The organism is Micromonospora desertarenae, assembly GCF_056150265.1.
On the sequence record NZ_JAXCFQ010000005.1, the window covers coordinates 431,715 to 455,220 of the forward strand.

At 72.5% G+C, this 23,506-nt stretch carries 25 protein-coding genes and 2 pseudogenes; 18 read left to right on the forward strand and 9 right to left on the reverse strand.

From position 1 onward, the window contains the following. Positions 1–4: 4 nt before the first annotated feature. Both SM577_RS13600 and SM577_RS13605 read left to right on the forward strand, forming a co-directional pair. Positions 5–1,936, forward strand: a complete 1,932-nt coding sequence (locus SM577_RS13600; RefSeq protein ID WP_302919381.1) for a fumarate reductase/succinate dehydrogenase flavoprotein subunit — start codon at positions 5–7, stop codon at positions 1,934–1,936. Then, positions 1,936–3,030, forward strand: a complete 1,095-nt coding sequence (locus SM577_RS13605) for a succinate dehydrogenase/fumarate reductase iron-sulfur subunit (protein ID WP_302919382.1) — start codon at positions 1,936–1,938, stop codon at positions 3,028–3,030. Before SM577_RS13600 ends, SM577_RS13605 begins: the two co-directional genes overlap by 1 nt. A 136-nt stretch (positions 3,031–3,166) precedes the next feature. On the opposite strand, the gene SM577_RS13610 is transcribed toward SM577_RS13605, so the two are convergent. Then, positions 3,167–3,607: a (deoxy)nucleoside triphosphate pyrophosphohydrolase gene (locus SM577_RS13610; protein ID WP_474587013.1), complete on the reverse strand. Its 441-nt coding sequence runs from the start codon at positions 3,605–3,607 to the stop codon at positions 3,167–3,169. Positions 3,608–3,790: 183 nt separating this feature from the next. On the opposite strand from SM577_RS13610, the gene SM577_RS13615 reads away from it, so the two are divergent. From SM577_RS13615 to SM577_RS13630, 4 genes are all read left to right on the forward strand, one after another. Next, a complete protein-coding gene (locus SM577_RS13615; protein WP_302919384.1) occupies positions 3,791–4,096 on the forward strand; it encodes a 4a-hydroxytetrahydrobiopterin dehydratase in 306 nt (101 codons plus the stop codon). Positions 4,097–4,112: 16 nt separating this feature from the next. Next, positions 4,113–4,721: an HAD family hydrolase gene (locus tag SM577_RS13620; protein ID WP_474587014.1), complete on the forward strand. Its 609-nt coding sequence runs from the start codon at positions 4,113–4,115 to the stop codon at positions 4,719–4,721. A gap of 104 nt (positions 4,722–4,825) precedes the next feature. Further along, positions 4,826–5,167 (forward strand): hypothetical protein, encoded by a 342-nt coding sequence (locus SM577_RS13625; RefSeq protein WP_302919386.1) that lies wholly within the window; start codon positions 4,826–4,828, stop codon positions 5,165–5,167. 222 nt (positions 5,168–5,389) lie between these two features. Then, positions 5,390–6,097: a hypothetical protein gene (locus SM577_RS13630; RefSeq protein ID WP_302919387.1), complete on the forward strand. Its 708-nt coding sequence runs from the start codon at positions 5,390–5,392 to the stop codon at positions 6,095–6,097. Positions 6,098–6,216: 119 nt separating this feature from the next. Here SM577_RS13630 and SM577_RS13635 read toward each other — a convergent pair whose 3' ends face one another. Beyond that, positions 6,217–6,612, reverse strand: a complete 396-nt coding sequence (locus SM577_RS13635; protein WP_302919388.1) for a VOC family protein — start codon at positions 6,610–6,612, stop codon at positions 6,217–6,219. Positions 6,613–6,818: 206 nt separating this feature from the next. On the opposite strand from SM577_RS13635, the gene SM577_RS13640 reads away from it, so the two are divergent. The 6 genes from SM577_RS13640 to SM577_RS13665 all read left to right on the forward strand — a co-directional run bounded on the left by SM577_RS13640 (position 6,819) and on the right by SM577_RS13665 (position 12,042). Beyond that, on the forward strand, positions 6,819–7,721 hold the full coding sequence (locus tag SM577_RS13640) for a LysR family transcriptional regulator (protein WP_302919389.1): 903 nt from the start codon (positions 6,819–6,821) through the stop codon (positions 7,719–7,721). A gap of 39 nt (positions 7,722–7,760) precedes the next feature. After that, complete coding sequence (locus tag SM577_RS13645; RefSeq protein WP_167179686.1) at positions 7,761–8,123, forward strand: PH domain-containing protein; 363 nt, start codon at positions 7,761–7,763, stop codon at positions 8,121–8,123. A 101-nt stretch (positions 8,124–8,224) separates the two neighbouring features. Continuing rightward, on the forward strand, positions 8,225–10,057 hold the full coding sequence (locus tag SM577_RS13650; RefSeq protein ID WP_474587015.1) for a glycoside hydrolase family 15 protein: 1,833 nt from the start codon (positions 8,225–8,227) through the stop codon (positions 10,055–10,057). A 131-nt stretch (positions 10,058–10,188) separates the two neighbouring features. Continuing rightward, positions 10,189–10,548 carry a hypothetical protein gene (locus tag SM577_RS13655; RefSeq protein WP_474587016.1) on the forward strand — a complete coding sequence of 120 codons (360 nt, stop codon included), beginning with the start codon at positions 10,189–10,191 and terminating at the stop codon, positions 10,546–10,548. 106 nt (positions 10,549–10,654) lie between these two features. Next, positions 10,655–11,083, forward strand: a complete 429-nt coding sequence (locus SM577_RS13660) for a VOC family protein (protein WP_302919392.1) — start codon at positions 10,655–10,657, stop codon at positions 11,081–11,083. Between the two features lie 74 nt (positions 11,084–11,157). Then, positions 11,158–12,042 (forward strand): fructosamine kinase family protein, encoded by an 885-nt coding sequence (locus SM577_RS13665; protein ID WP_474587017.1) that lies wholly within the window; start codon positions 11,158–11,160, stop codon positions 12,040–12,042. A gap of 95 nt (positions 12,043–12,137) precedes the next feature. Here SM577_RS13665 and SM577_RS13670 read toward each other — a convergent pair whose 3' ends face one another. Further along, positions 12,138–12,632, reverse strand: coding sequence for an N-acetyltransferase family protein (locus SM577_RS13670; RefSeq protein ID WP_474587018.1), 495 nt, complete (start codon positions 12,630–12,632; stop codon positions 12,138–12,140). Positions 12,633–12,756: 124 nt separating this feature from the next. Further along, positions 12,757–12,915 (reverse strand): hypothetical protein, encoded by a 159-nt coding sequence (locus SM577_RS13675; protein ID WP_302919395.1) that lies wholly within the window; start codon positions 12,913–12,915, stop codon positions 12,757–12,759. Positions 12,916–13,458: 543 nt separating this feature from the next. Here SM577_RS13675 and SM577_RS13680 point away from each other — a divergent pair. Continuing rightward, entirely contained in the window at positions 13,459–14,109 is a 651-nt protein-coding gene (locus SM577_RS13680) for an HAD family hydrolase (RefSeq protein WP_474587019.1), read from the forward strand. 237 nt (positions 14,110–14,346) lie between these two features. Here the strand turns inward: SM577_RS13680 and ychF are convergent, their stop codons facing one another. From ychF to SM577_RS13695, 3 genes are all read right to left on the reverse strand, one after another. Beyond that, entirely contained in the window at positions 14,347–15,432 is a 1,086-nt protein-coding gene (gene ychF, locus SM577_RS13685; protein ID WP_474587020.1) for a redox-regulated ATPase YchF, read from the reverse strand. Between the two features lie 126 nt (positions 15,433–15,558). Beyond that, positions 15,559–16,293, reverse strand: a complete 735-nt coding sequence (locus SM577_RS13690; RefSeq protein WP_474587021.1) for a Type 1 glutamine amidotransferase-like domain-containing protein — start codon at positions 16,291–16,293, stop codon at positions 15,559–15,561. Positions 16,294–16,381: 88 nt separating this feature from the next. Beyond that, positions 16,382–16,885 (reverse strand): MarR family winged helix-turn-helix transcriptional regulator, encoded by a 504-nt coding sequence (locus SM577_RS13695; RefSeq protein ID WP_302919399.1) that lies wholly within the window; start codon positions 16,883–16,885, stop codon positions 16,382–16,384. A gap of 95 nt (positions 16,886–16,980) precedes the next feature. Here SM577_RS13695 and SM577_RS13700 point away from each other — a divergent pair. Beyond that, positions 16,981–17,751, forward strand: a pseudogene (locus tag SM577_RS13700) (EamA family transporter); the annotation flags it as partial. Positions 17,752–17,993: 242 nt separating this feature from the next. Here the strand turns inward: SM577_RS13700 and SM577_RS13705 are convergent. Next, positions 17,994–18,461: pseudogene (locus SM577_RS13705) on the reverse strand (hypothetical protein); the annotation flags it as partial. 100 nt (positions 18,462–18,561) lie between these two features. Beyond that, positions 18,562–18,939 (reverse strand): winged helix-turn-helix transcriptional regulator, encoded by a 378-nt coding sequence (locus SM577_RS13710; RefSeq protein WP_474587022.1) that lies wholly within the window; start codon positions 18,937–18,939, stop codon positions 18,562–18,564. A 65-nt stretch (positions 18,940–19,004) separates the two neighbouring features. Between SM577_RS13710 and SM577_RS13715 the strand changes: the two genes are divergently transcribed. The 4 genes from SM577_RS13715 (at position 19,005) to SM577_RS13730 (ending at position 23,483) form a co-directional block, all read left to right on the forward strand. After that, entirely contained in the window at positions 19,005–19,904 is a 900-nt protein-coding gene (locus SM577_RS13715) for an LLM class flavin-dependent oxidoreductase (RefSeq protein WP_474587023.1), read from the forward strand. After that, positions 19,901–21,265 (forward strand): FAD-binding oxidoreductase, encoded by a 1,365-nt coding sequence (locus SM577_RS13720; RefSeq protein ID WP_474587024.1) that lies wholly within the window; start codon positions 19,901–19,903, stop codon positions 21,263–21,265. Before SM577_RS13715 ends, SM577_RS13720 begins: the two co-directional genes overlap by 4 nt. 194 nt (positions 21,266–21,459) lie before the next feature. After that, a complete protein-coding gene (locus SM577_RS13725; protein WP_474587025.1) occupies positions 21,460–22,971 on the forward strand; it encodes a DNA-3-methyladenine glycosylase 2 family protein in 1,512 nt (503 codons plus the stop codon). Then, positions 22,968–23,483: a methylated-DNA--[protein]-cysteine S-methyltransferase gene (locus SM577_RS13730; protein ID WP_302919404.1), complete on the forward strand. Its 516-nt coding sequence runs from the start codon at positions 22,968–22,970 to the stop codon at positions 23,481–23,483. The genes SM577_RS13725 and SM577_RS13730 overlap by 4 nt, the downstream gene beginning before the upstream one ends. The last annotated feature ends 23 nt before the right edge of the window (positions 23,484–23,506 follow it).

The window sequence follows — 23,506 nt, forward strand, 5'->3', positions numbered from 1 at the left end:
GGACATGACGACTACCACTCGCATCGAACGACACCACTACGACGTCGTCGTGATCGGGGCCGGCGGCGCCGGCCTGCGCGCGGCGATCGAGGCCCGGCTCGCCGGCAAGAAGACGGCCATCATCTCCAAGTCGCTCTTCGGCAAGGCGCACACGGTGATGGCCGAGGGCGGCGCCGCGGCCGCGATGGGGAACGTGAACAGCCGGGACAACTGGCAGGTGCACTTCCGCGACACCATGCGCGGCGGCAAGTTCCTGAACAACTTCCGGATGGCCGAGCTGCACGCGAAGGAGTCGCCGCAGCGGATCTGGGAGCTGGAGACCTACGGTGCGCTCTTCGACCGCACCAAGGACGGCAAGATCTCCCAGCGCAACTTCGGCGGCCACGAGTACCCGCGGCTGGCGCACGTCGGCGACCGGACCGGCCTGGAGCTGATCCGCACCCTCCAGCAGAAGATCGTCTCGCTCCAGCAGGAGGACAAGCGCGAGCACGGCTCGTACGACGCCCGGATCCGGGTCTTCGCCGAGACCACCATCACCGAGCTGCTGCTCGACGGCGACCGGGTCGCCGGCGCCTTCGGCTACTACCGGGAGTCCGGCGAGTTCGTCCTCTTCGAGGCGCCGGCGGTGGTGCTGGCCACCGGCGGCGTCGGCCGCTCCTACAAGGTCACCTCGAACTCCTGGGAGTACACCGGCGACGGGCACGCGCTCGCGCTGCGCGCCGGGGCGACCCTGATCAACATGGAGTTCCTCCAGTTCCACCCGACCGGCATGGTCTGGCCGCCCTCGGTGAAGGGCATCCTGGTCACCGAGTCGGTCCGCGGTGACGGCGGCGTGCTGAAGAACTCCGACGGCAAGCGGTTCATGTTCGACTACGTCCCCGACGTCTTCCGCAAGCAGTACGCGGAGACCGAGGAGGAGGCCGACCGCTGGTACACCGACCCGGACAACAACCGCCGCCCGCCGGAGCTGCTGCCCCGCGACGAGGTGGCCCGGGCGATCAACAGCGAGGTCAAGGCCGGTCGGGGCACCCCCGCCGGCGGCGTCTTCCTGGACATCGCCAGCCGGCTGCCGGCCGAGGAGATCCGCCGCCGGCTGCCGTCGATGTACCACCAGTTCAAGGAGCTGGCCGACGTCGACATCACCAAGGAGCCGATGGAGGTCGGCCCGACCTGCCACTACGTGATGGGCGGCGTCGAGGTGGACCCGGACTCCGGTGCCGCGTTCGGTCACGTCCGCGGCCTCTTCGCCGCCGGTGAGGTCTCCGGCGGCATGCACGGCTCCAACCGGCTCGGCGGCAACTCCCTGTCCGACCTGCTGGTCTTCGGCAAGCGCGCGGGCGGTCACGCCGCCTCGTACGCCGACGGGCTGACCGCCCGGCCGAAGGTGTCCGTGGGCGCGGTGGAGGCCGCCGTGGAGACGGCGCTGGCCCCGCTGCAGCGGGACACCGGCGAGAGCCCGTACACCCTCCAGCAGGACCTCCAGGCGGTGATGGGCGACCTGGTCGGCATCATCCGGCGGGAGGGTGAGCTGGTCGACGCGCTGGGCAAGCTGGCCGAGCTGCGCGAGCGGGTGGCCAAGGTCAGCGCGTCCGGTGGCCGCCGCTACAACCCGGGCTGGCACCTGGCGCTGGACCTGCGGAACATGCTGCTGGTGTCGGAGTGCACCGCGAAGGCGGCGCTGGAGCGGCGGGAGTCGCGCGGCGGCCACACCCGGGAGGACTTCCCGGCGATGGACCCGTCGTGGCGCCGGGTCAACCTGGTCTGCTCGCTCGACGGCGACACCGTACGCCTGGAGCGCAAGCCGCTGCCGAAGATCCGCGCGGAGCTGATCCGCCTCTTCGACCGGGCCGAGCTGGCCAAGTACCTCACCGACGAGGAGCTCGCCGAGTTCGACGCCCTCGTCACCGACGCCGAGGCCGAGGAGGCGAGCAAGTAATGGCGGAGCAGAAGTCCACCGGGGCCGGCAAGTCCGGCACCAAGCGCCAGTTCCGCATCTGGCGGGGCGACGAGAGCGGCGGCGACCTCCAGGACTACATGGTCGAGGTGAACGAGGGCGAGGTGGTCCTCGACGTGATCCACCGGCTCCAGGCCACCGACGCCCCGGACCTGGCCTGCCGGTGGAACTGCAAGGCGGGCAAGTGCGGCTCGTGCTCGATGGAGATCAACGGCAAGCCCCGGCTGAGCTGCATGACCCGGATGTCGACCTTCGAGCCGGACGAGACGGTCACGGTCACCCCGCTGCGCACCTTCCCGGTCATCCGGGACCTGGTCACCGACGTCTCGTTCAACTACGAGAAGGCCCGGGAGACGCCGGCGTTCGCGCCGCCGGCCGACCTGGCGCCCGGCGACTACCGGATGCAGCAGGTCGACGTCGAGCGCTCGCAGGAGTTCCGCAAGTGCATCGAGTGCTTCCTGTGCCAGAACGTCTGCCACGTGATCCGGGACCACGAGGAGAACAAGCCGGCCTTCTCCGGGCCGCGGTTCTTCATCCGGGCCGCGGAGCTGGACATGCACCCGCTGGATGAGAAGAGCGACCGCAAGGAGTACGCACAGCGGGAGCAGGGGCTGGGCTACTGCAACATCACCAAGTGCTGCACCGAGGTCTGCCCCGAGCACATCAAGATCACGGACAACGGGATCATCCCCATGAAGGAGCGGGTCGTCGACCGCAGGTACGATCCCCTTGTGTGGCTTGGTAGCAAGATCTTCCGTCGGGGTGAGACGCCCCAGACCAGCGTGACCACCCCCCGTTCGGGCTCGGCGGCACACTCCGGCAGCCCCGCCGGGGTGCACTCGCACGCGGGCGGCTCGCACGACCCGCGCGCCGAGGCGCAGGCCCAGCGCGGGGTCAACTGGCACCGCGAGGTGCCGAAGCCGACCGCGCCGGCGGTCGACGACCGCGGCAAGCTGCCGCTGACCGAGCTCACCTTCGACCGCGCGGCGGCGCCCTCGCCGTTCGGCGACGACGTCACGTTCCCGCTGCCGCCGGAGCACCTGAACTTCGCCCACCCGGAGCAGGACAAGCACTGAGCACCACAGTGACGACGGGGGCCGCGGCTGTTGCCGCCGGCCCCCGTCCCGTTTTCGCCCGCCTGTCCGGTTCCCCGGCCAGGCGCGGGTCCGGGCGCCGCCCGGCGGCCCGCGGCGCGGCGGGCGGTCAGGGCGGTCAGCCGCGGACGAGCATCGGGCGCAGCGCGGCGACGATCGGGGCGTCGGCCGGCAGCCAGGTGACGTCGTCCAGTTCCGCGGCCGAAAGCCAGCGCAGCGCCGAGTGCTCCAGCGCCTGGGGCCGGTCGCCGTGCAGCAGGCGGGCCGTGTACACCTTGAGCACCGACCGGCCGTGGGCCATCCGGACGTTGCGGCCGACCCGCTCACCGATCTCCACGCGTACGGCGAGTTCCTCGGCGCACTCGCGGGCCAGCGCGGCGGTCTCGCTCTCCCCCGGCTCGACCTTGCCGCCGGGGAACTCGAACATCCCGGCGACCTCCGGCGGGGCGGACCGGGCGCAGGCCAGCACCCGCCCGTCCTCGATGATCGCCGCACCGACGATCACCTTCAGGTCCCGTCGCTCGATCTGCCCGCCGTCGTTAGCCCGTTCGGTCCGCACGGGCGTCCAGCGTGCCAGATCAATCGGCGGTTTGGGTACCTTGGCCGACCGTCAGGCCAGGAAGACACGGAAGTGTGGGCGTGGACACACCATCCGTGCGACGACAGACTAGAGGGCACCGACAAGACACGGGATGGCGACGATTTGGCCACAAGCCGGCAACGGCGCCTGGGAGGTGCGGTGATGCGCGCGCTGTTCAGCGGTCGTGCGAAGCGCGACTACCTCAGCGACGCCCTCGCCCTGCTGAGCGGATGGGTCCGCGAGGGTGAGCAGATCCGACGGACTCTCGTGATCGACGACTCGCAGCACGCGGCCCTGACCGAGCGGGTGAAGGTGGTTGCCGACGCCCTGCACCTGCGCCCGGAGATCAGCCGGCGGGCCGACCACACCCAGATCCGCGTCGGGCACGGCAACGCGCCGCTGACCGAGGGCGAGGTCCTGCTGGCCGCCCGGATCGAGGACGCGTACCGCGCGGTCACCGAGCCCTGACGTACGCTCGCCCGCCATGACGACACGGGCGGTCCTGGTGGACATCGGCGGCGTTCTGGAGATCACCCCTTCGCTCGGGGTGACCGAGCGGTGGGAGACCACCCTGGGCCTGCGCCCCGGCGAACTGGACGAACGCGCGGCTGGGGTCTGGGCGGCCGGGGCCGTCGGCGAGATCACCCTGGACGAGGTGCACGCCGGCCTCGCCGCGCTGCTGAGCCTCCCGCCCGAGCGGGTGACCGCCCTGATGGCCGACATGTGGGTGGAGTACCTGGGCAGCCCCAACGAGGAACTCATCGAGTACGTGCGGGCGCTGCGCTCCCGGTGCCGCACCGGGATCATCAGCAACAGCTTCGTCGGCGCCCGGGAACGCGAACAGGAGCGGTACGGCTTCGCCGACCTGACCGACGTGCTCGTCTACTCGCACGAGGTCGGCCTGTCGAAGCCGGACCCGCGCATCTACCAGCTGGCCTGCGACCGGCTGGGCGTGCCGCCGGAGCACGCGCTCTTCCTGGACGACGTCCCGGCGGCGGTGGACGGCGCCCGCGCCGTCGGGATGCACGGCGTGCTGTTCACGACGAACGCGCAGGCCGTCGCGGAGATCGAACAGTGGCTGAGAGAAAGCTGAAAAGCTCAGGTTTCCCGGAAAAGTGCGAGGGTATCAATTCCGCGCGCCGCCGGACATCCGGAGCGCAAGGGACTTACCCCCTCACATTGCACTTTGGAGCTGACATGACGACGCCCACCTCGAACCGCGCCACCGACCGGCTCGCCGACCACGCCGAGCACGGCGACCACGTCGGGCACGTCGGGCACCACCCGCACCGGCACGGCGACGAGACCAAGCCCTCCTGGAAGACCACCGAGCTCGCCGTCTACCTGCTCTCCGTCATCGGTGTGCTGATCGCGTCCAACGCCGTCGGTGACGGTGCCGCCGACAACGGCGGCGACTACTTCGCGGCCGACAAGGCCTGGTGGTACATCACCCTGCTGACCATCGGCTACCTGGTCAGCCGGGGTCTGGCCAAGTCCGGCAGCCGGTCCCGCGACCACGACCCGCGCACCAACCGGTAATCACCAGCGACCTCGATCGGGCCCCGCCGGCTGCCGGCGGGGCCCTGCTGGTGGGTGGTGTCCGGCTACCCGCTGCCCGTCACGCGGCCACCGTCGGGTCGGGACGGCCGCCGGCGGCCCGAGCCGGGGCGGCGCGGTCGAGGCACCGGCGCGGCGACGAATCGACTTAAGTTTTGCTTATGGGGTCTGCTGATCGCTCGGCAAGATCGGTACCTTGCCCGAATGCGACACATCGGAACCGTGATCGCCGCCGCCGTCGTGGGTCCGCTGGCCTGGGTCCTGTTCGCCCTCGGCCAGGATCGGTCGGCGCAGGCGTTCGCCAACGCGGAGGACGGCGGCTCGCTCGACGGCGGTGACTTCGTACGACCGGCGCTGGTGCTGGCCGCTGCCGGGCTCCTGCTCGGGCTCATCGCCACGCTCCGGTTCTCGCCGCTCGGCGCGGCCGTGACCGGGCTGGTGTACTCGGCCAGCTACCTGGGTCTGCTGCTCAGCCCGAGCGCGGTGCTGAACCTGGTCGACCACGAACCCACCCTGGTCGGCCACCAGGTGGACCTGGCCGCCCCGGTACGCAACGGGACCACCCTTCTGATGGGCGCGCTGCTGCTCGTCGGGGTGGTGAGCATCCGCCGCTGGCAACGCTGGCCCCAGCCCACCACCGCCGACGAGACGCCCGCCGCGCTGGTGCCGGACGAGGTCATCCCGGCCCTGCCGCGACGGGACCGCCCGCTGGGCGCGGACGGCCTTGGCCTGGGCAAGCCGTCGGAGACGCCGGAGCCGGTGGCGGCCGGCGGCGCCGGCTGGGGTGGCGGCCCGGAAGCCGGCGGTCGCACCGACTGGGCCGGCCGTTCGGACTGGGCCGGCCTGCTGTCGGGCGACGGCGGGGACAAGACCGGGCGGTCGCCGGACTGGACGCGCCAGCCGTCGCGCTGATCCCCGGCGCGGCCGGGAGCGGATCAGGCGGGCCGACCCGAGCCGGGTCATCCGCGAGGTCGTGCTCCGCTGGGGCACCGTACTGCCCCCAGCGGAGCACGACCGACCGGCAGCGGCGCTCAGCCGGCGGCGTCCTGCGGGTACCAGCGCAACTCGACCGAGTTGCCGTCCGGGTCGCGCACGTAGATCGAGGTGGCGCTCCCCCGCGCCCCGAACCGGCCGACCGGCCCCTCCAGCACCTCGAAGACTCCGGACGCGACCACCTCGGCCCAGTCCAGTGGCTCGACCACCAGGCAGAAGTGGTCCACGTTCGACTCGCCCCGCGGGCGGTGGACCAGGTCGATGATGGTCTCCGGGCTGACCCGTACCGAGGGGAACGGCACCTGGCCGGCCCGCCACTCGTCGACCCGGACCGGGGCCAGCCCGAGCACCCGGCAGTAGAAGTCGAGGGCCCGCTCGACGTCGGCCACGTTGATCACCAGGTGGTCGAAGCCCGTCACCCGCACCGCGCTCACTTCGCCTCCCGCTCGTACGCCTGCCGCAGCCGGCCGGTGACCGGCTGGAACTTCTCGCCGATCTCCCGCAGCCGGGCCGTCGAGGCCGGTCAGGTGGTCGGAGACTGTCGTCGTCGTCATGCCGTTCACGATCCCCCGCCGCGCGAGCACGACCAAGGCATGATCGGGCTACGATCGTTGATTCCGGTTCAACGATGGGACGTGGCGTGCTCGAACGGTACGAGGTGGAGACCTTCCTGACCCTCGCCGAGGAACTGCACTTCGGCCGCACCGCCGAGCGGCTCGGGGTGACCACCGGGCGGATCAGCCACGTGGTGAAGAAGCTGGAACGCCGCATCGGCGCCCCGCTCTTCGCCCGCACCAGCCGGGTCGTCCAGCTCACCGCGATCGGCCGGCAGCTCGCCGACGACCTCGCCCCGCTGGTCACCGGCATGGACGAGGCGGTACGCCGGGCCGTCGAGGCCGGCCGCGGCGTCACCGGGCGGCTGCGGGTGGCGTTCCTCGGCGAGTGGACCGCGCCGGTGCTGCTCAAGGCGGTCGCCCTGTTCACCGAGCGGCACCCGGAATGCCAGGTCGAGGTGCACGAGGTGCAGCTCTACAACTCCCGGCCGAGCCTGGAGGACGGCTCGATCGACCTGCTCATCGCCGCGTACCCGTTCGACGGCATGGCCTGCGGCCCGCCGCTGCTGACCGAGCGCCGGGTGCTCGCGGTGCCGGCCGGGCACCCCCTGACCCGCGCGGCGTCGGTCTCCCTGGAGATCCTCGCCGACCACCCGGTGGTGCAGTACCCGGCGGTGACCTCGGCGGAGTTCAAGCGCGACCGGACGCCCGAGCACACCCCGTCCGGCCGTCCGGTGCCGAAGGGCCCCACCGGGAACACCTTCTCGGAGATGCTGACCCTGGTGGCGCTGGGTCGGGGCGTGCTGCCGGTGGGCGAGCACACCCGGACCTACTACCCCCGGCCGGACGTCGCCTACGTGCCGATCCACGACGCACCGCCGATCCGGCGCGGCCTGGTCTGGCGGGAGGCCAACACCACGGCCCGGGTCCGCGAGTTCGTCCGCGCCGCCACCGACGCGAACGCGGTCCGGCCGGCGGGCCGGGAGTGATGATCTTGTTGGTGGCGCGCCGGACCTACCGTGAAGGTCATGGCGAACGCGACCTATGACCGCAAGGAGCAGTTCCAGCAGATCCAGAGTGGGCTGCTGGACGGGGAACAGATCATCGCCGTCTACGACGCGGTCGGCACCGGCACCGGCTTCATCGGGCTGACCGACCGGCGCGTCATCATCCAGGACCGCTCCTTCATCGGCAAGCGGTACGCCATCACCAGCATCCCGTACTCGAAGATCACCAGCGTGAGCGTGGTGAGCAACAAGTCGTGGGGCGGGTCGTTCTTCTCCACCGGCGCCATCGCCATCCACGTCGGCACGCACACCTACGAGGTGGAGTTCCGCGGCGCCCAGAAGAGCCACCACGTGCACAACGTCATCCTGCACTACATCAGCTGACCAGCGCGGCCGGGCGGCCGCCTCCCCCGCCCCGGCGCCGACATCACCTTTCCCGGTCACGGCCGTTCAACTCTTGACGGCCGCTGACGGAAGGGACGGGCGTGGAGGAGCATCCGGCGGTCGAGGATCACGGGATCATCGGCAACCTGCAGACCGCCGCGCTGGTCGCCCGGGACGGCACCCTTGACTGGTTCTGCGCTCCCCGGTTCGACTCGCCCAGCATCTTCGCCGGACTCCTCGACCCCCAGCGCGGCGGATACTTCCGGGTCGCCCCGGAAGGCGTCCACTACCTGTCCAAGCAGCTCTACCTGCCGGACACGCCGATGCTCATCACCCGGTTCATCAGCGCGGACGGCGTCGGCGAGATCATCGACTTCATGCCGGTGGCGGGCGACCAGGTGACGGACCGGCACCGGATCGTACGGATCATCAAGGTGGTACGCGGCCGCATGCGGTTCCGGGCCGAGTGCCGCCCACGGTTCGACTACGGGCGGGAACCGCACCAGCTGGAGCGGCACCCGGACGGGAGTGTCTTCCGCACCGCCTCGATGAGCCTGACCCTGCACACCGCCCGGTCGCCCGGGCGGCTGTTTCCGGAGGAGAACATCAGGAGCGAGGGCGGGGACGCGGTCGCCTTCGCCGACCTGCACGAGGGCCAGACGGGGGCCATCGTCCTGGAGACCGCCGCCCCGGACGGCCCGCACGCCATCCCGGTGCCCGAGATCCAGGCGATGTTCGAGCAGACCCGCGACTACTGGCGACGCTGGCTGGACCGCTCCCGCTACACCGGGCGGTGGCGGGAGATGGTGGAACGGTCAGCGATCACCCTGAAGCTGATGACGTACGCGCCGACCGGCGCGATGATCGCCGCGCCGACCGCCGGGCTGCCCGAGAAGATCGGGGGAACCCGCAACTGGGACTACCGCTACACCTGGATCCGGGACACCTCCTTCTCGGTGCACGCCCTGCTCGGGCTCGGCTTCACCGACGAGGCCCACCGGTACGTGGACTGGCTCGACGAGCGCGTCCGCCGGGCCGGCGACAGCCGGGTGCCTCTGAAGATCATGTATCGCGTGGACGGCTCGTCCGACCTGCACGAGGAGACGCTGAACCACCTGACGGGGTACCGGGGCTCGGCGCCCGTCCGGATCGGCAACGGCGCCGCCGACCAGCTCCAACTCGACATCCACGGCGACGTGCTGTTCGCCATGTACTTCGCCGACCGGCACGGCATCCGCGCGCCGCACCATGTCTGGCTCAGCACGGTACGGCTCGTCGACTGGCTCTGCCGCAACTGGGACCAGCCCGACAAGGGCATCTGGGAGAGCCGTCACCATCCCCGCGACCACACCTTCAGCCGGGTCATGACCTGGGTCGCCTTCGACCGGGCGATCCGCCTCGCCGAGCGGCACGGTCGACCCGGCGAGATCGCCCGCTGGATCCAGCAGCGCAACGCCGTGTACGACCAGATCATGGAACGCGGCTACCACGCCGGGCGCCGCTCCTTCGTGCAGAGCTACGGCACGGACGTGCTGGACGCGTCCCTGCTCATGATGCCGGTGGTCGGCTTCGTCGCCCCGACCGACCCGATGTGGCGGTCCACCCTCCGGGCGATCGAACACGACCTGGTCTCCGACAGCCTCGTCTACCGGTACGACCCGGCCGAGTCACCGGACGGGCTGCCCGGCGACGAGGGCACCTTCAACATGTGCACGTTCTGGTACGTCGAGGCCCTCGCCCAGGCCGGTCGCCTCGACGACGCCCGGCTCACCTTCGAGAAGATGCTCACCTTCAGCAACCACCTCGGCCTCTACGCCGAGGAGATCGCCCCCACCGGGGAGCAGTTGGGCAACTTCCCGCAGGCGTTCAGCCACCTGGCCCTGATCAACACCGCCCTCGCCCTCAACCGGCTCCTCGACGAGCGCCGCCGGTAGCAACCCTGCGACGCCGACCGCGGAGTCGAGGTCGAGCTGATCCGTCCGACCCGCCGCCCGCCGCCGACCCGGCCCACCTTCGACCGGCGACAGCAGGGTGACGGCGGCCCGCGGCGGCCTTAGCCTTGGGCGTGCTCGAAGCCGGCAGCCGGAAGCGGAACCAACCAGCGCCCCCGCACGTGCTCTTCGAGGCGCTGACCGAACCCAACCGTGACCTCGCCCGTCCGTGGCTCCTGCTGCTTGACGACGAGCGCTGGCCGCGGACACTGCGCACCGAGATGCCCCACCTCGTGGTGTGGTCCTCGATCTGGGTCACGCGGCCCGACGCCGTGGTGCGGTTCGACCTGCCCTTCGACGGCACCTACGGGACCGACCTGCGCTGGACCCTCCTCGTGGCCGAGCCGTTGCCGGATCCCTCGCTCCTCGGGCACCTGCGCAAGCGGGTCAACCAACTCATCAACGGCAACCTGCGCCGCACGTTCGGCCAGTAGCCCGATGCCGCCGGTACGGCGGCACAGCCCCCTGCCGGTCGCCGACCTCGCCCGAGGTGCGGCATTCACCTGCCGCCACGAGAATGGCTCTCGGAGGTGATCAAGGGTGGTCGACCGGGAGAGCGTGCCCAGGCTGTGTCAGGTGGTGCTCGACTGCACCGACGCCAGGGCCCTGGCGGAGTTCTACCGACGCCTGCTGGGCCTGGTCTACCGGCCCGGCGACGAACCGCCAGCGGCGGGACAGGCCGATGAGCGCGGTCGTGACTGGCTGGTGCTGAGGACGCCCGACGGCGCCCCGCAGCTGGCGTTCCAGCAGGTGGATCACCTGCCGGAAGCGACCTGGCCGGAGGGTCCGGTGGCCCAGCAGCTGCACCTGGATCTGACCGTGGAGTCCGTCGAGGAGTTGCGGGTCCAGCACGAACGCGTCCTGAACCTCGGTGGCCGGCTGCTGTACGACCGCATCGACGACCCCGACGAGCCGCTCCGCGTGTACGCCGACCTCGCCGGCCATCCCTTCTGCGTCTTCGTCGCCTAGCCGCTGCCCCGCGGTCCCCGCTTCGCTCCGCATAGGATCTTGCGAGCATGCACCCGGCCAAGGAGGAGCGTGTCGTGACGGACTCGGCAGCGTTCCTGCTGGAGTGCCTGCTCCACGCCGGCATGCGCGATGTGGTCGCAGTGGAGCCGGCGACGGGTGGGGTCGCGGCGCTCGCGGGCATAGCCACCCGCCGGGACGCGCCGTCGGTGTTCGTCAAGGCCTTCGACGGCACTCCGGCCGACGATGTCTTCGCCGCGGAGGCCGAAGGGCTGGCCGCCCTGCGTGACCTCGGTGGCGTGGCGACACCCGAGGTGATCCTGGCGGACCGGGAACTGCTCGTGCTGTCGGTGCTGCAACCGAGGCCGCGCAGCGAGACCTTCTGGGAGCGGTTCGCGCATGCGCTCGCCCGCCTGCACCTGAACACCATCCACCCTCGCTTCGGATGGCACCGCGACAACTGGCTGGGCCGCCGCCGACAAATCAACACCTGGGCTGACGACGGCTTCGCCTTCTTCGCCCAGCACCGGCTGCTCCGCTGGCTCCCAGAGCCCCGCGTCGAGGCGGCATTCGACCGCGAGGACCGGGCGGCGCTGGAGCGGCTGTGCCACCGGCTGCCCGACCTGCTGCCGGACCGGCCGGCATGCCTGACGCACGGCGACCTGTGGGCACAGAACGTCCTGGCCACCCCGGACGGGCGGCCCGCGCTGATCGACCCGGCGGTGTCCTACATGTGGGCCGAGGTCGACCTCGCCCACGTCTGGTCCACCTCGCCCCCGCCCGAGGCGCACCGGTTCTTCGCCGTCTACGCGGAGCTGACCTCCCTGGACAGCGACTGGCCGGCCCGCATGCCGATCGTCCAGCTACGACAACACCTCGCCGTGCTGGCCCAGTTCGACCACGACTGGGGCGCAGCCGACCAGATCCGCGCCACCCTCGCCCCGTTCCGGACCCGAACCTGACCAGCGGCCCGACGATCGACCGCGGCTACCTCGCGCGATGGCCGGTTCGCCGGCTACCGATTGTGCGATCCGCCGGCCAGCGGCCGAGGGCAGCCCTAACCCACGAGGTCCTTGGTCAGGATGTGCTCGCGGCGCACGCCGTCGGGCATGAGGTCGCCGAGTTCACCCGTGTCACGGAAGCCGTTCCGCTGGTAGAGCGCCCAGGCATTCGTGTTGCCCGCTACCACCGCCAGCCGCAGCGTCCGCGCCCCCACGCGTCGGGCCCACTGCTCGACCGCCCCCACGAGGTGGTCACCCACGCCGTGGCCACGTCCCGCGGGCGTCACGTACATCGAGATCAGCTCGACGACCCCGTCGTGGTCGGTCGGCACCCCGCTGGCCATCCCGGCGGCCTGGCCGTCGAGCATCGCCAGGATGTTGTACGAGCCGGGGATGGCCAGTCGCGCGCGCCAGCGTTCCTCGCGGTCGCCGTCGCCCTGCCAGTCCGCCAGCTGGGCACCGAAGGCGTACCCGGCCTCCGTCAGGGCAGCGAGTCGCAGTTCCCGCCACAACTTCCAATCGCCCTCGCCGAGCACCCGGGTATCGATCACTCGGAGAGGTTCACGCAAAACGTGCCGCGCAGGCAACCCGGTATCCGGCGATGGGCCCCGCACCACCACGAGAGCGTCGGCAGATTCAAAGCCCGCAAGCCCGAACCGCCACGACGCGTCGCTGCTAGCCGCGTCGGCTCCGTCGACGCCAAATGAGCAGACCTGCGACTGCGGCCGCGATGGCGACGAGGATGGACCAGTCCCCCGCGACGGTCGCCTCCGGCAGTGCCCGCACCGGCTCGGGCTCGGCCTCGTATTCGTCGCTCCCGGGCGCTTCGTTCATGCCGATACGCTATCGCGCCGAACCCACCAATCCGGGTGACGCTTGCGCCGCGCCGTGGTTCGAGCACGGCAGCTGACCTCACAACCGTGATTGTCGTCTGGCCGGACGTGTCACCCCACATCTGACACCAATCTGTCACGCATCAAGTGGAGTCCGACATTCGCCGGCAGTCGGTATCGGGCTCCACTTGATCCGTCACACATCGGCGACCGGGCGGCCCGAGCACAACTGAGCGCCCACCACCGACGCTTCACATGAAGCGTGACAAGTTGGCCGGCTCTCTCCGGGTCGGGCTGTCACAGTGCGTAACTGGGCTGCCGCGTATCGCTGGGGCATGCGATTCCCGATGCGGGTCAAGACGCGCGGTCAGCGGAAGCGGGCGTCCTTCTCGGCCCCGGTCGCGCACCGGCCGGTGGTGCTGCCTCGCGCAATGTGGTCGACCTGTCCGAGTTGGCCACCACCTCGGCGGTGACGGCGATCCGGTGCCTTCGGGAACCGTGGGTGCCGGCAGGTTCGCCCCACACACTCGACTAGCCTTTCCGGATGATCAATCCGATCGGGCTTGTCATCTTCGACTGCGACGGGGTGCTGGTAGACAGCGAGCGCATCGCGGTCCGCGTCAACATCGCGCTTGGCGCGGAACTGGGCTGGCCCCTGACCGAGGCAGAGGTCGTCGAGCGCTTCATCGGCCGGTCCAGCACGTCCATTGGTGAGCAGATCTTGGCCCGCCTCGGACAGGGCGTGGCTGCCACCTGGGCTGAACGATTCGATCTAGCACACCGTCAAGCGGTGGACGCCGGACTGTCCGCCGTCGACGGGATCAACGACGCGCTCGATGAGATCACCCAGTCGACGTGCGTGGCTTCGAGCGGTACGCAGGAGAAGATGCGCCACACCCTGGGCCGCACCGGCCTGTATTCCCGCTTCGAGGGCCGCATCTTCAGCGCGACCGAGGTCGCCCACGGCAAGCCCGCCCCCGACCTTTTCCTGCACGCGGCGGCGACGATGGGTGTCCCGCCCGCGGCGTGCGTCGTAGTCGAGGACAGCCTGTATGGAGTCCGAGCGGCCCGCGCCGCCGGAATGCGCTGCTTCGGCTATGCGGGCGGATTGACCCCCGCGCACCGGCTGGAAGGCCCGGACACGGTGGTCTTCGACGACATGCGCAAACTCCCGGCTCTGCTGAACACAGCCTGACCACTCGCGACCACCACGGCATCAACCGCACCGCGGACGGAGAAGCGGCACGACTACTACGGCACGCTCAGCTTCGGCGCGGCCGTCCGGAAGGCCGGCCTGCCGGAGAGCATCACGACCCACTTGATGCCGGACTCGGAGGAGCACCCGCCGGGCGGTCGATGCGGCGTGGCGTTGTGCCCCCGGCGTGCCCCAGGGCGAGGAACAAACCTCCTGAGCTGCGGGAACAGGCCCAATTCAGACGTTGAAGCGGAACTCCACCACGTCGCCGTCCTGCATGACGTACTCCTTGCCCTCGATCCGGACCTTGCCGGCCGCCTTGGCGGCGGCCATGCTGCCGGCCGCGACCAGGTCGTCGTAGGAGACCACCTCGGCCTTGATGAAGCCGCGTTGGAAGTCGGAGTGGATCACCCCGGCGGCCTCCGGCGCGGTCGCGCCGACCGGGATGGTCCAGGCCCGCGCCTCCTTGGGCCCGGCGGTGAGGTACGTCTGGAGCCCGAGCGTCCGGAAACCCACCCGGACCAGCTGGTCCAGGCCGGGCTCGTTCTGCCCGATCGACTCCAGCAGCTCGCGGGCCTCCTCCTCGGGCAGGTCCACCAGCTCGGACTCGATCTTGGCGTCCATGAAGATCGCCTCGGCCGGGGCGACCAGCTCGCGCAGCTCGTCGAGGAACTCGGCGTTGCCCAGCTCGGCCTCGTCGACGTTGAAGACGTAGAGGAACGGCTTGGTGGTGAGCAGGTGCAGCTCGCGCAGGTGCTCCAGCTCGATACCGGCGTCCTTGGCGCCCGCGTACAGGGTGACGCCGGTGTCGAGCAGCTCGACGGCCTGCTTGGCGGCGGTCAGCGCGGCGGCCCGGTCCTTGCGGAGCTTGGCCTCCTTCTCCAGCCGCGGCACCGCCTTCTCCAGCGTCTGGATGTCGGCCAGGATCAGCTCGGTGTTGATCGTCTCGATGTCGTCGGCCGGGGAGACCTTGCCGTCGACGTGCACCACGTTCGGGTCGGAGAAGGCCCGGACCACCTGGCAGATCGCCGAGGCGTCGCGGATGTTGGCCAGGAACGCGTTGCCCCGGCCCTGCCCCTTGGAGGCGCCGCGCACCAGCCCGGCGATGTCGACGAACGACACCGGCGCGGGCAGCACCTTCTGCGAGCTGAAGATCTCGGCGAGCTTGTGCAGCCGCTCGTCCGGCAGCCCGACGACGCCGACGTTGGGCTCGATGGTGGCGAACGGGTAGTTCGCCGCGAGCACGTCGTTCTTGGTCAGCGCGTTGAACAGGGTGCTCTTGCCGACGTTGGGCAGGCCGACGATGCCGATGGTGAGACTCACGACGAGCCAGCTTACGCCGCCGGTTCCCGCCGACCGGAACGCGGTGCGGTGTCGCGGGCCACGATCGGTCGGATCGTGGCCGGAGACCGTACCGGGCGGGGCACCGCCGCTCCAAGATCCACTGGGTCAGGTGAGCAGGCGGGGCGCGATCGGGGTTTCCCGGGGGGTGCCGTCGGAGGTGCGGGTGACCTTGTACGCCGAGACGCCGGGGCGGTCGGCGACCGCCTCGACCAGGCGCTCGCCCCGGTAGAGCAGCCCGGTGCCGTCGTCGGTGCAGTGCGCGGTCGGCAGCGTGCCGTCGCCGACCAGCCGGTGCATCAGCGGCCGGCGCTGCTCCTCGCTGTCGTAGTGCACGCCGTTGCCGTACGGCAGCCAGCCCAGGCCGTCGGTGAAGCCGCGCAGGTCGGTGCCGAAGCTGTCGGTGGCCCCGCCGACGTGCCAGCAGATCGAGCCGGCGGAGACGCCGCCGAGCACCACCCCGGCCGCCCAGCACTCGCGCAGGATCTCGCCGAGGCCGTGCACCCGCCAGACCGCGCAGAGGTTGGCGACGCTGCCGCCGCCCACCCAGACCACGTCCTGGCCGAGCAGGTGGGCGCGGATGTCGTCCACGTTCGGCATCGGGAACAGCGCCAGGTGCGACATCCGGAACCGGCTGCCGGCGAACGCCTCGTAGACCCGGGTCAGCGTGGTCGGCTGGTCGCCCTCGGCCTGGTTGAGGAAGCAGATCCTCGGCTGCGGCCCGGCGCCGGCCAGCTCGGCGGCGAGGTCGAAGACCGGGTTGACCCGGCGCGGCTCGCCGTCCCCGCGCGGCGCGTAGATGCCCATGCTGGTGGCGAGGATGGTCGGTTCGCTGGCGGGCACGGGTCGTCCTTCCGTCGAGGATTGGCGCTGCCCATCCTGCCCGAGGCGGCGGCCCCGGCGGCCGTCGGGCGCGCGGTCCGCGCGCCGGTCACCGCTCCTGGTCGGTGATCGCGCCGAGCAGCGTACGCAGCAGGTCGGCGAGACGGTCCTGGTCCTCGGGGGACAGCGCGTCGAGCAACCGGCGCTGCACGGCCAGCCCCGCCTCGGCGGCCTCCTCGACCAGTTGCCGCCCGGCGGGGGTGAGCGTGACCTGGAGCGCGCGCCGGTCGGCCGGGTCGGGTGAGCGGCGGACCAGTCCGGCCCGTTCCAGCCGGTCGAGCCGGCCGGTCATCCCGCCCGAGGTCAGCATCATCGAGGCGGTGAGCTGCTTCGGCGCCAGCGTGTACGGCTCACCGGAGCGCCGCAGCGTGGCCAGCACGTCGAACTCCCCCCGGCTGATCGACCAGCGCGCGTAGGTGCGTTCCTGCTCGTCGCCGACCAGCCGGGCGATCCGGTAGATCCGACCGAAGACCGCCATCGGCTCGGGCCGCATCCCGGGCCGCTCGCGCCGCCACTGCTCGACGATGCCGTCCACGTCATCCCGCTCCACCACTCCCGGATTGTGCCGCACGCCGCCCTTCCCCTTTCGCTTGCCCTCAAGTAGCTTAGCTCTAAGCTATTTACCGTCAAGATACTTCGGGAGCACCGATGGACCGTCGTTGGGCCGACCCCCTGCTCACCGCCGTCACGCCGATCACCTGGGGCACCACGTACCTGGTCACCAGCGAGCTGCTGCCGCCGGGCCGACCGCTCTGGTCCGGCGTGATCCGGGCCCTCCCGGCCGGGCTGCTGCTGCTCGCGCTCACCCGGCACCGCCCGCACGGCGCGTGGTGGTGGCGGTCGGCGGTGCTCGGCGCGCTGAACATCGGGGCGTTCTTCCCGCTGCTCTTCTACGCCGCCTACCACCTGCCCGGCGGCACCGCCGCGGTGCTCGGCGCCACCCAACCGCTGCTGGTCGCCGGGTTGACAGTGCTGCTGCTCGGTGAGCGGCCCCGGCCCCGGGCGCTGGCCGCCGCGGTGGCGGCGCTGGTCGGGGTGACCCTGGTGGTGCTGCGTCCGACCGCCGGGCTCGACGCGGCCGGCATCGCGGCCGGACTCACCGGCACCGCCGCGATGGGCACCGGCCTGGTGCTGACCCGCCGCTGGGGCCGACCGCCCGGGGTCGGCACACTCACCGCCACCGGCTGGCAGCTCACCGCCGGCGGGCTGATGGTGCTGCCGCTGGCCCTGGCCGTCGAGGGGCGACCCCCGGCGCCCGGGCTGCCCGGCCTCGCCGGATACGCCTGGCTGACGCTGGTCGGCACGGCACTGGCCTACGCGCTGTGGTTCCGCGGCGCCGCCCGGCTGCCGGTCACCCAGGTCTCGCTGCTCGGGGCGCTCAGCCCGCTCACCGCGGCGGTGCTCGGCTGGGTGGTGCTCGGCCAGGCGATGACCGGTTGGCAACTGGCCGGCTTCGCGGTGGCGGTGGGCGCCACCGTGGTCGGGCAACTGCCGGGCCGGCCCGTCGACCGAACCCGTCAGTCGCGGTGGGCCGGGCCGGGCTGGCGAGGGATCATCGCCGCGACCCGCCCCGCCGGACGCGGCCCGGACGGGGCCGCGGTGGGTGCCGACTCCCCGGTGGCCGGCGCGAACGGCTCGGCCGCGGGCGCCCTGCCGGTCACCGGTCGGCCCGCCGGCAGCTCCTCGGCCGCGAGCGAGCCCGGCGGCAACTCACCGGCCGCGACCAGGGGCAGCGTGAAGCGGGCGTCGGCGGCCGGGCCGGCCGCGTACGACTCGCGGAGCATCCAGCGCACCTCGTCGGCCGTCCAGCCCAGGCCCGAGCGGCCGGCGATCTCGCGGAGCAGGCGCAGCCCCACCCGGGTGTCGTCGTCGTAGAACCGCATGCACCAGTGGTGCACCCACATGCCGAGCGCGCGGAGCCCCGGGGCGTCGAGCGAGCGGACCAGCCGGCCGCAGGCGGTGTCGCCGAAGCGGTGGCCCGGGTCGCCGGCCCGGTCCCGCTCGATGGCGCCGACCGCCGCCGGGGCGACCGCGCGCATCCGGTCGTAGAAGCCCTGCACCACCGCCCGGTCCAGCAGGGGGTGCCCGTCCCGTGTCGACGCCGCTTCCCGACCCGCCACGCTCGCCATCGCTCGCACCCCTTCTTGAGTTGGTGCCGGGACGGTACCGACCACAACCGACAGTTTCGGCGGCCGGGGGCGCCGGGCCGGGCACCGCCGGCCGCCGTCGTCAGCTCCCGGCCGCGCCGCCGGGCGACCTCCGGCGGTGCCGGTGACCCCAGTCGACCAGGGGTTGGAGCACCGTCATTAGCTCCGCGCCGTCGCGGGTCGGGGCGTAGCGGATCTGCACCGGGGAGGTCGGGATCACGGTGCGCTCGATGAGCCCGTCCGCCTCCAACTCCTTGAGCCGCTGGGCGAGCAGCCGGTCGGAGATCCCGGCCACCGCCGCCCGGTACTCCCCGAACCGGCGGGCGCCGCGGGCGGCGGCCAACATGATCGCCCCGGTCCACCGGCGGCCCACGAGTTCCAGCGCGTCCTGGAAGACCCGGCAGCCCGCGTCGTCGATGTCCTGGTACGCCCAACCGATGGGCGGTCGTCGATCAGTCACTTACTAAAGATTAGTAACTAACCTCGGTTTTGGCAACCCGATCGGACCGGCGCAACCTGGTGGTCGTGACCGATTACCACCAGCCGCTGACCTTCGGGGTGAGCCTCGATCCGTCAGTCGACAACCTTCACGAAACCCGACACCTGGCCCGGACGGCGGTCACGGGCGGCCTGGACTACCTGGCCGTCCAGGACCACGCCTACCAGCCCAGCCACTTCGACACCTGGACCCTGATCAGCCACCTGGCCGCCGCGACCGAGCGGATCTCGTTCCTCACCGACGTGGCCGACCTGCAACTGCGCCCGCCGGCCGTGCTCGCCAAGTCGGCCGCCTCGCTCAGCGTGCTGACCGGCGGCCGGGTGGTCCTCGGCGTCGGCGGCGGCCCGAGCCCGGACGCCATCGCCGCCATGGGCGGGCCCCGGCGCGACGGCCCGGCGACCGTTACCTACACCGCCGAGGCGTTGCAGATCATGCGCCGCGCGCTGGCCGGCGACGCGGTGCGCTTCCGCGGCGAGCAGCACACCGTCGAGGGCTACCAGGCCGGGCCGGTGCCACCGGGTCCGGTGCCGCTCTGGCTGGGCGGCCAACGGCCCCGCATGCTCGGCGTCGCCGGCCGGTACGCCGACGGGTGGATCTCACCGCTGAACATCTACGTGCCGCCGGCCGAGGTGCCGAGCCGGCAACGGGTCATCGACGAGGCGGCCCGCGCGGCCGGCCGGGATCCGGCGTCCATCCGGCGGATCTACAACGTGATCGGCGCGATCGGTGCCCACCGCGGCGCCACCGGCCTGGTCGGCGACGCCCGCGTCTGGGTCGACACGCTCACCCGGTGGGCGGTCGACCTCGGCTTCGACACGTTCGTCTTCTGGCCGGTCACGGCCCATCGGGCCCAGCTCGAGGTGTTCGCCTCGCAGGTGGTGCCGGCCGTCCGCGCCCAGGTGAGCCAGCTCAGGGGGGAACGATGAACCAGTCGCGCGCCAACCTGCCGGAACAGTTGACCGGCAAGCTCGTCACGCCCGGCGACCGGCGGTACGCCATGCTCCGCTCGACGTACACCACCCGGGCCAACCCGGCGGCCGTGCTGCTGCCGGAGAGCACGGCGGAGGTGGTCGCCGCCGTCCGCTACGCCCGGGAGCAGGGGCTGCCGGTAGCGGTCCGCAGCGGCGGCCACGGCCTGTCCGGTTCCGGCAGCAACGACGGCGGGGTGGTCGTCGACCTGTCCGCGCTGAACCGGGTCGAGGTGCTCGACCGGCGTACCCGGCTGGTCCGGGTCGAGGCCGGCGCACGCTGGGCGCGGGTCGCCTCGGCGCTGACCCGGTACGGGCTGGCGATCAGCTCCGGCGACCACGGCAACGTCGGCGTCGGCGGCCTGGCCACCGGCGGCGGCGTCGGCTGGCTGGTGCGCTCGTACGGGCTCACCATCGACCACGTCCGCGCGGTCGAGGTGGTGCTGGCCGACGGGACCGTGCTGCGCGCGGACGCGGAGCACGAGCCGGAGCTGTTCTGGGCGGTCCGGGGCGCCGGCGCGGGCCTCGGCATCGTGGTGGCCTTCGAGATCGAGGCGGCCGAGATCCGCGACGTCGGCGTGGCCCAGCTCGCCGTCGAGGCGAGCCCGGACGGCGGCACGCTGCGGGAGTGGGGGGCCCGGCTGGCCGAGGCGCCCCGGGAACTCAGCACGGCGGCGGTGCTGTTCCCGTACGGGTCGTCGGCCGTCATGCAGATCACCGCCGTGGTCGCGGCGGGAAGCATGCGCCGCGTCCGGCCGGCCGTGGCGCCGCTGCTGGAGATCGGCAAGCTGCTGGATCACCGCAGCGACCTGGTGCCGTACGCCGCCCTGGTGCCACCGGCACACCTGCACCCGAACGTGGGCCAGCAGCCGTCACTCACCACCAACGGGCTGCTGCCCGAGCTGGACGAGGGCAGCGCGCGGGCGGTCATGCGGGCGGTGACCGGCCCGCACCGGGCCCTGGTGCAGCTGCGGTCGGTCGGCGGCGCGGTCAACGACGTCGCGCCGGAGGCGACCGCGTACCCGCACCGGCACCAGAGCACGCTGGTGGTCGCCTCGGTCTTCCCGCCACAGGGCGGGGCGGCGCTGGACGCGGCCTTCCGGGACGTCGCCCGGCACACCGACGGGGCGTACGTGAACTTCGAGTCCCGGCCCGACCGGGCCGCGTTCGACCGGATCTACCCGGGCGGGACCGGCCGCCGGGTGGCCCGGGCCTGGCGGCGCTACGACCCGGACGGCGTGTTCCGGCCGGCGCTGCTGGCCGAGCGCTCCGGTCGACCCGGGCGGCGCGGTCAGCCCGAGCGGCCCGGTCGGCGGTGACCGGGCCGGCCGGGCGGCGCTTGCCGGGCCGGGCTTGGTCGGGGACGCTGACCAGGCCGGCCTGGCGGCGCGCTGCCCCGGGCCGGGCCGGGCGGCGCTGACCCGGTCCCGCCCGCGGAGCGCCGCGCGCCCGCCGCACGGTCACGTCCGATTCCCGCGAGCCGCCGGCCGCGAGCAGGAGCATCATCGGTGTCGTGGAGTTGGACTTCGAACGGTGCTACCGAGCCGTCGACAGCCGCGACCAGCGGTTCGACGGGTGGTTCTACACCGGCGTGACCTCGACCGGGATCTACTGCCGGCCGTCCTGCCCGGCGATGACGCCGAAGCGGCAGAACGTCCGGTTCTTTCCGTCCGCCGCGGCGGCCCAGGGCGCCGGGCTGCGCGCCTGCCGCCGGTGCCGGCCCGACGCGGCACCCGGCTCGCCGCAGTGGGACGTCCGCGCCGACGTGGTGGGCCGGGCGATGCGGCTGATCGCCGACGGCGTGGTGGACCGGGAGGGCGTGCCGGGGCTGGCCGCCCGGCTCGGCTACACCGAGCGGCACCTGCACCGGATGCTGCGGACGGAGATGGGCGCCGGGCCGCTCGCGCTGGCCCGGGCGCAGCGCGCGCAGACCGCCCGCACCCTGATCGAGACCACCGGCCTCGGCCTGGCCGAGATCGCGTTCGCGGCCGGGTTCGGCAGCGTACGGCAGTTCAACGACACGGTCCGCGAGGTGTACGGGGCGCCCCCGTCGGAGTTGCGCGCCGCCCGGCGGCCGGCGCCGGGCGGGGCGGGCACGATCACGCTGCGGCTGGCGTACCGCCCGCCGTTGCACGCCCGCGCGTTGCTGGACTTCCTCGCGCTGCGCGCGCTGCCGGGCATGGAGGAGGTGCGCGACGGCACCTACCGGCGCGGCCTGCGGCTGCCGCACGGCACCGGCGAGGTGGCGCTGACCCCGGCGGACGGGCACGTGTCGGCGACGCTGCGGCTGACCGACATGCGCGACCTCGCTCCGGCGGTGGCCCGCTGCCGCCGCCTGCTCGACCTCGACGCCGATCCCGCCGCCGTCGACCAGACGCTGGCCGCCGACCCGGCGCTGGCCCCGCTGGTCGCCGCCGAGCCGGGGATCCGCCTCCCCCGCTCGGTCGACGGCTTCGAGATGGCCGTGCGCGCCATCGTCGGCCAGCAGGTCTCGGTCACCTCCGCCCGCACCACCCTCACCCGCCTCCTCACCCACACCCCCGCCGACACCGTTGATCATGAGGTTGACGGCGAACCGGATCTCCGAAACCGCCGCCAACCTCATGATCAGCCCGGCGGGAGCGGGAGCGGGGGTGGGGGTGGGGGGTTGCGGGGGTTTCCGGGGGCGGAGGAGGTGCTGGGGCTGCCGGATGGGGCGTTCGGGATGCCGGGCGGGCGGCGGGAGACGATCCGGGCGCTGGCCCGTGCGGTCGCCAGCGGGGAGCTCGACCTGGCGCCGGGTGGGGACCGGGAGGCCGCCGCGCGCGGACTGCTGGCGCTGCCCGGGATCGGGCCGTGGACCGCCGGCTACGTGGCCATGCGCGCCCTCGGCGACCCGGACGTCCTGCTCCCCACCGACCTGGCCGTACGCCGCGGCGCCGCCGCCCTCGGCCTGCCCACCGACCCGAAGACCCTCGACGCGTACGCCGAACGCTGGCGCCCCTGGCGCTCGTACGCGGTGATCAGACTCTGGAGAGCAGCATGAGCACGACCATCGACAGCGCGGTCCTCACCACCCCGACCGGGCCGCTGAGCATCCTCGTCGACGCCGACGGCGCGGTCCGGGCGGCCGGCTTCACCGCCGACCCGCGGCAGTTGCTGCCGGTGATGCACCCGAGCCTGCGGGCGCCGCTGCGGGACCGGTCCGACCTCGGCCCGGTCACCGCCGCCGTGGCGGCCTACCTGGACGGCGACCTGACAGCGATCGACGGGGTGCCGGTACGGCAGCACAGCGGCGGCGTCTTCCTGGCGCACGCCTGGGACGTGCTGCGCGAGGTGAAGCCGGGCGAGCCGGTGACCTACACCGGGTTCGCCGGGCTGGCCGGCCGCCCCCAGGCGGTACGCGCCGCCGCGGCGGCCTGCGCCCGCAACGCGGCCGCCCTCTTCGTCCCCTGCCACCGGGTGCTGCGTACCGACGGCACGCTCGGCGGCTACCGCTGGGGGCTGGACGTGAAGAAGTGGCTTCTCGGTCATGAGCGGCGGTTGACGGCAAGCTGACACCTGTCGATCTCATGTTTGCC